The following is a 4,476-nucleotide window of genomic DNA, read 5'->3' on the forward strand; positions in this document are numbered from 1 at the left end:
TCAAGAATACTATTAATAATATTATTAATAATAAGAATCAAAAAAAGATACATAATAATATCCAAATTAATATCCAAACAAATATCCAAACAAAGATCCATACAAAGATCCAAACAAAGATCCAAACAAAGATCCAAACAAAGATCCAGACAAAGATCCAAACAAAGATCCAGACAAAGATCCAAATACAAACACAAACATAAATAGCGATTCAAAAGTTCCACCTACTAAAGAAAATGATAAGACGACAGCATTACTTCCTAAAACAGGTGGAACACCAACGGAAATGATTTCAATTATTGGAGGTATGGTATTGTTCGTTTTAGGTGGATTCCTATTCGTTCGTCAACGAATGAGATAATAAACAACTGGTTCTGGTGCAAGAAATCTATCAAACTTGGACATGCTGATCCTAGTAACTTAGAAAGACTGGAGATTATGTATATCAAAGTCAAATAATTTCAAATAGAAACTATTAAGGTATTATCTTGTTAATAGTAAGTGACTTAGTGAAGATAATAGGAGAACATAGATTATCTAATGCGTATACCTGATTGGTGAGGGCTTTCCATCAGTGGGAGATGAAGACCCCTCACCGGTGGAAGTTTCACTTTATAGCGTGCCGTTGATTCAGAAGGAAATACAACTGATTTTTATTTAGGAAAAACAAGAGATCATAAGGCCGCAAAGCGCTTTTTCAAGAAAGCTTTGCGGCCTTTTCATATTTCAAATCCGTGTGCTATCACTCTAGACAAGTATCTGGCGTAGAGTCGAAGGAAGAGAAAAAGATGCCAGCAAGCATTGCGAAAAGAGAGGTGAAATATCTAAATCACAATGTAGAACAAAATTATCGTTGTATTAGGAAGCTGTTTAAAGTGCTCATGTTATTTTCCGAATAATTAGTTTTCCCGAGAGTTATAATGATATATTAAATAAAAAGGAGATGGGTTAAATAATGAGATATACACTTAAAGACCTTATAAATATAAACGAGTTCAAGAACATAACAGAACAATTTTATAATTTAACTAAAGTTCCATACTGTCTCCTCGATAATAATCAAAATGTTATATTTTTCAAAGGCGAACCTTTTTTTTATAATCAAAAAAGCAAATTGTTCAAAGAAACTCATATTCCCATCGTTATTGAACAGGAGCATATAGGGACCTTTGTTATTGGGACAAGTATTAATAAAGAGGTTATTGTAGATTCTCAGATAACACCTTTTAAATGTATTGTAAATCTCATTGAAGAGATGGCAACTCAACAATTATACTTAAAAAATTTTCATGAAAAAAATTCACAAATAAAAACCGTAACACAACATGATGAAAATCATTTATATAGCATATTACAAAATATGCCGATTATGATTAATGCTCTTGATGAAAAAGGAAGTATTATTATGTGGAATCGGGAATGTGAATTAGTAACTGGATATAGTGCAGATGAAATTATTAACAATCCTACAGCAATAGAATTGCTACACCCTGATAAAGCTTATAGAGATCAGTTATGTAACGATTTATTAAAAAATGGAAATGATTTTAGGGATTGGGAAGTGAACATAACTTGTAAAAATGGTGAGATAAAAACTATCATGTGGTCAAATATATTACAGAGTATTCCTATTTTAGGATGGAATATTGGAGCAATTGGGATTGATATAACCAACCGTAAGAGAATGGAAGAAAATCTTAAACAAACATCGGCTGAACTGGAATTAATTTTTAAAGCAATTCCTGATTTATACTTTTTGTCGGACCTTGATGGGACCATTAGGAAGTGTAAAACTAATTCTATATCTAAATTTTATGTTCAAATCGAAGAATTTATAGGGAAAAAAATTCAAGAGGTATTACCTGTTTCTATAACAAAGCAATTTGAGAAAGCTATTAATCAGATACAAATTTCAGCTGTTCCGGTTTTAATAGATTATTCTCTACAACTAGATGATGAAATTTATTATTTTGAAGCGAGACTTTTACCGCTTTTTAAGGATAAAATTATGATTATTGTACGTGATATTACAGAACGTAAAAAAACAACGGAATTATTAAAAAAATCAGATACCCTTAAAGCAGTAGGGCAATTGGCAGCTGGAATTGCTCATGAAGTTCGTAACCCTTTAACAGTAATTAAAGGGTTCATGCAATTATTACAACAAGAAGTAGGAGAAGACAAGGAATATTTTAGGCTAATATTTTCTGAAATCAGAGGTATTGAAACAATTCTTCAAGAATTTTTATCTATTGCAAAACCGAACGTTGTAGTATTTAAACCTAAAAATCTTTGTACTATATTAGATAACGTGGTTGCTTTAATAAGTACGCAAGCAATTATGAAGAATATTCGTATTACATTAAACATGGATTTTGAAAATTTATTGGTTGAATGCTGCGAAATTCAATTAAAACAAGTTTTTTTAAATATTTTACAAAATTCTATTGAAGCTATACAGAATGGTCAAGAAATCACCATTAACGTGAAAAAACATAATAGTACCGAGGTTATGATTTGTATTTCAGATAAAGGAGTAGGTATTCCACCAGAAAGAATTAAAAGGCTAGGGGAACCTTTCTATAGTACAAAAGAAAAGGGAACGGGTGTTGGGCTTATGATTAGTTATCAAATTATTGAAAGTCATGGTGGAAAAATAAACATAAGAAGCCAAGTAGGGAAAGGAACCACTGTTATAGTATTTTTGCCCATTTATAATAATGCGGTTGTTGATTTTAGTTGAAAACTGGATTGATAATTTACAATATGAAGGAAGATAAAGGACGTTTTTGGGGATATAAATTTATCCCGCTATTTGCGAGCATTAAGACTCCCACCTCAAGATTCCGAGAGAAGCGAAGAAGATAGGTGGGAGATAACTGCCCGTAAATACCCGATTGGTGAGGGCTAATAATCAGTGGAGGATGAAGAAAACTCCACTGATTAAAGTTGTACTTTATTTCTCAATATGTAACATCCTGTCAAATAATGATAGATTATCATACAATAATAATGAAGGATTTTTACATAAAATTATGGAACTTTAATAAATACATCTCCATATGTCGTATCTACCATTTCCTCTTTACAATAAGCGATGATAAAGTAGAGATAGGAATATAGCAAAGGGGTAAATTGTAGAATGGATTTTCAAACAATCAAAGAGTATTTTTCAGCAGAAAATATGGATCAGCTTGTAGCTAATTATCGGGCACTTGGACCGCTCCTTGGTATTAGCTTGCCGATGATAGAGGCACTTATCCCGGCACTGCCACTTATTTTGTTTGTGATGGCAAATGCAGTTGCCTTCGGGTTTTGGCTTGGTTTTTTGTATTCATGGCTTGGATCGGTTCTTGGTGCATTAATTGTATTTTCAGTTATTCGTCGTTTTGGAAGAAGTCGATTCTTCTCGTTTGTGAATAAACATCCGAAAGTGCGCAAAGCGATGGGATGGATTGAGCGAAAAGGATTCGCACCTATTTTTATATTATTTTGTTTTCCTTTTACGCCGTCTGCACTTATTAATGTTGTGGCTGGTTTATCACGTATTAGTAGACGACAATTTGTGTTAGCGTTAGCGCTTGGAAAGTTAGTCATGATTCTTATTTTAAGTTATATTGGGCATGATTTAACTTCTTTTATCCATAAGCCTGTGAAAACTATTATTGTCATAGGTGTCATTTTTATTTTATGGTATGTCGGTAAGAAGATTGAGGTAAAGCTAGAACTACATTAAGACTAGTCTTCGCTGTAATTACAACTTCATTATAGGAAAAGGGTGAGGGGAGAGGCGGATGAAGCGAGCTTTGAAAAAAGAAGGCCTAGAGTGGATGAGAACAATCTTTATAGGTGTGCTATTAGCTGTTTTTTTTCGAACGTTTTTCTTCTCAACGTATGTTGTAGAGGGAAAGTCAATGATGCCGACACTTCAAGATGGAAATATGCTTGTTGTGAATAAGGTTAGCTATCAAGTTGGGGAGTTGAACCGATTTGATGTTGTCGTGTTTCATGCGAATAAAAAGGAAGACTATGTAAAGCGAATTATCGGTTTACCAGGCGATCGGATTGAATATAAGCATGACAAATTGTATATAAATGGTCAATTTATTGATGAGCCTTATTTGGAAACATATAAGAGGCAAGCGGAAGGCCGGCAGTTGACAGGTGATTTTACGTTAGAAGAATTAACGAGAGAAAAGGTTGTTCCGAAGGGGTATATTTTTGTGATTGGTGATAATCGTCTCGGCAGTTGGGATAGCAGGCATTTTGGATTTGTAAAAGCAGATACTGTTGTCGGGAAAGTGGATTTACGCTATTGGCCGATTAATGAAGTGCAGACGAATTTTTCAGAAGGATAATGAAAGAGTTTACAGCCTATAGGGAAGGAAAAGACAAGCAGCCTGGTCTTACCCCCGTCAAGTGGACAGCTGTAAAAAAAGACTATGCAGCCATCGAGATTCGATATTCAATCGGAGC

4 protein-coding genes and 1 pseudogene are annotated in these 4,476 nt (G+C 33.6%); all 5 read left to right on the forward strand.

Annotated elements, in window-relative coordinates:
* Positions 1-199 precede the first annotated feature (199 nt).
* The 5 genes and pseudogenes from JDS96_RS33170 (at position 200) to lepB (ending at position 4,358) form a co-directional block, all read left to right on the forward strand.
* Positions 200-361 (forward strand): LPXTG cell wall anchor domain-containing protein, encoded by a 162-nt coding sequence (locus tag JDS96_RS33170; RefSeq protein WP_307838219.1) that lies wholly within the window; start codon positions 200-202, stop codon positions 359-361.
* A 257-nt stretch (positions 362-618) separates the two neighbouring features.
* Positions 619-884: pseudogene (locus tag JDS96_RS33400) on the forward strand (DDE-type integrase/transposase/recombinase); the annotation flags it as partial.
* A gap of 71 nt (positions 885-955) precedes the next feature.
* Positions 956-2,743 (forward strand): PAS domain-containing sensor histidine kinase, encoded by a 1,788-nt coding sequence (locus JDS96_RS29625; RefSeq protein WP_199668979.1) that lies wholly within the window; start codon positions 956-958, stop codon positions 2,741-2,743.
* Between the two features lie 399 nt (positions 2,744-3,142).
* Positions 3,143-3,736, forward strand: coding sequence for a TVP38/TMEM64 family protein (locus JDS96_RS29630; RefSeq protein WP_199668980.1), 594 nt, complete (start codon positions 3,143-3,145; stop codon positions 3,734-3,736).
* A gap of 58 nt (positions 3,737-3,794) precedes the next feature.
* Complete coding sequence (gene lepB / locus JDS96_RS29635) at positions 3,795-4,358, forward strand: signal peptidase I (protein ID WP_199668981.1); 564 nt, start codon at positions 3,795-3,797, stop codon at positions 4,356-4,358.
* Positions 4,359-4,476 lie beyond the last annotated feature (118 nt).

The organism is Bacillus cereus group sp. N21, from assembly GCF_016483395.1.
In the GTDB taxonomy this organism is placed as follows: Bacteria; Bacillota; Bacilli; order Bacillales; family Bacillaceae_G; genus Bacillus_A; species Bacillus_A pseudomycoides.

Bases quoted from the DNA above. Each gene is read 5' to 3' on its own strand.
- JDS96_RS29625 (WP_199668979.1), top strand. From the start codon at position 956: ATGAGATATACACTTAAAGACCTTATAAATATAAACGAGTTCAAGAAC.
- JDS96_RS29630 (WP_199668980.1), top strand. From the start codon at position 3,143: ATGGATTTTCAAACAATCAAAGAGTATTTTTCAGCAGAAAATATGGAT.
- lepB (WP_199668981.1), top strand. From the start codon at position 3,795: ATGAAGCGAGCTTTGAAAAAAGAAGGCCTAGAGTGGATGAGAACAATC.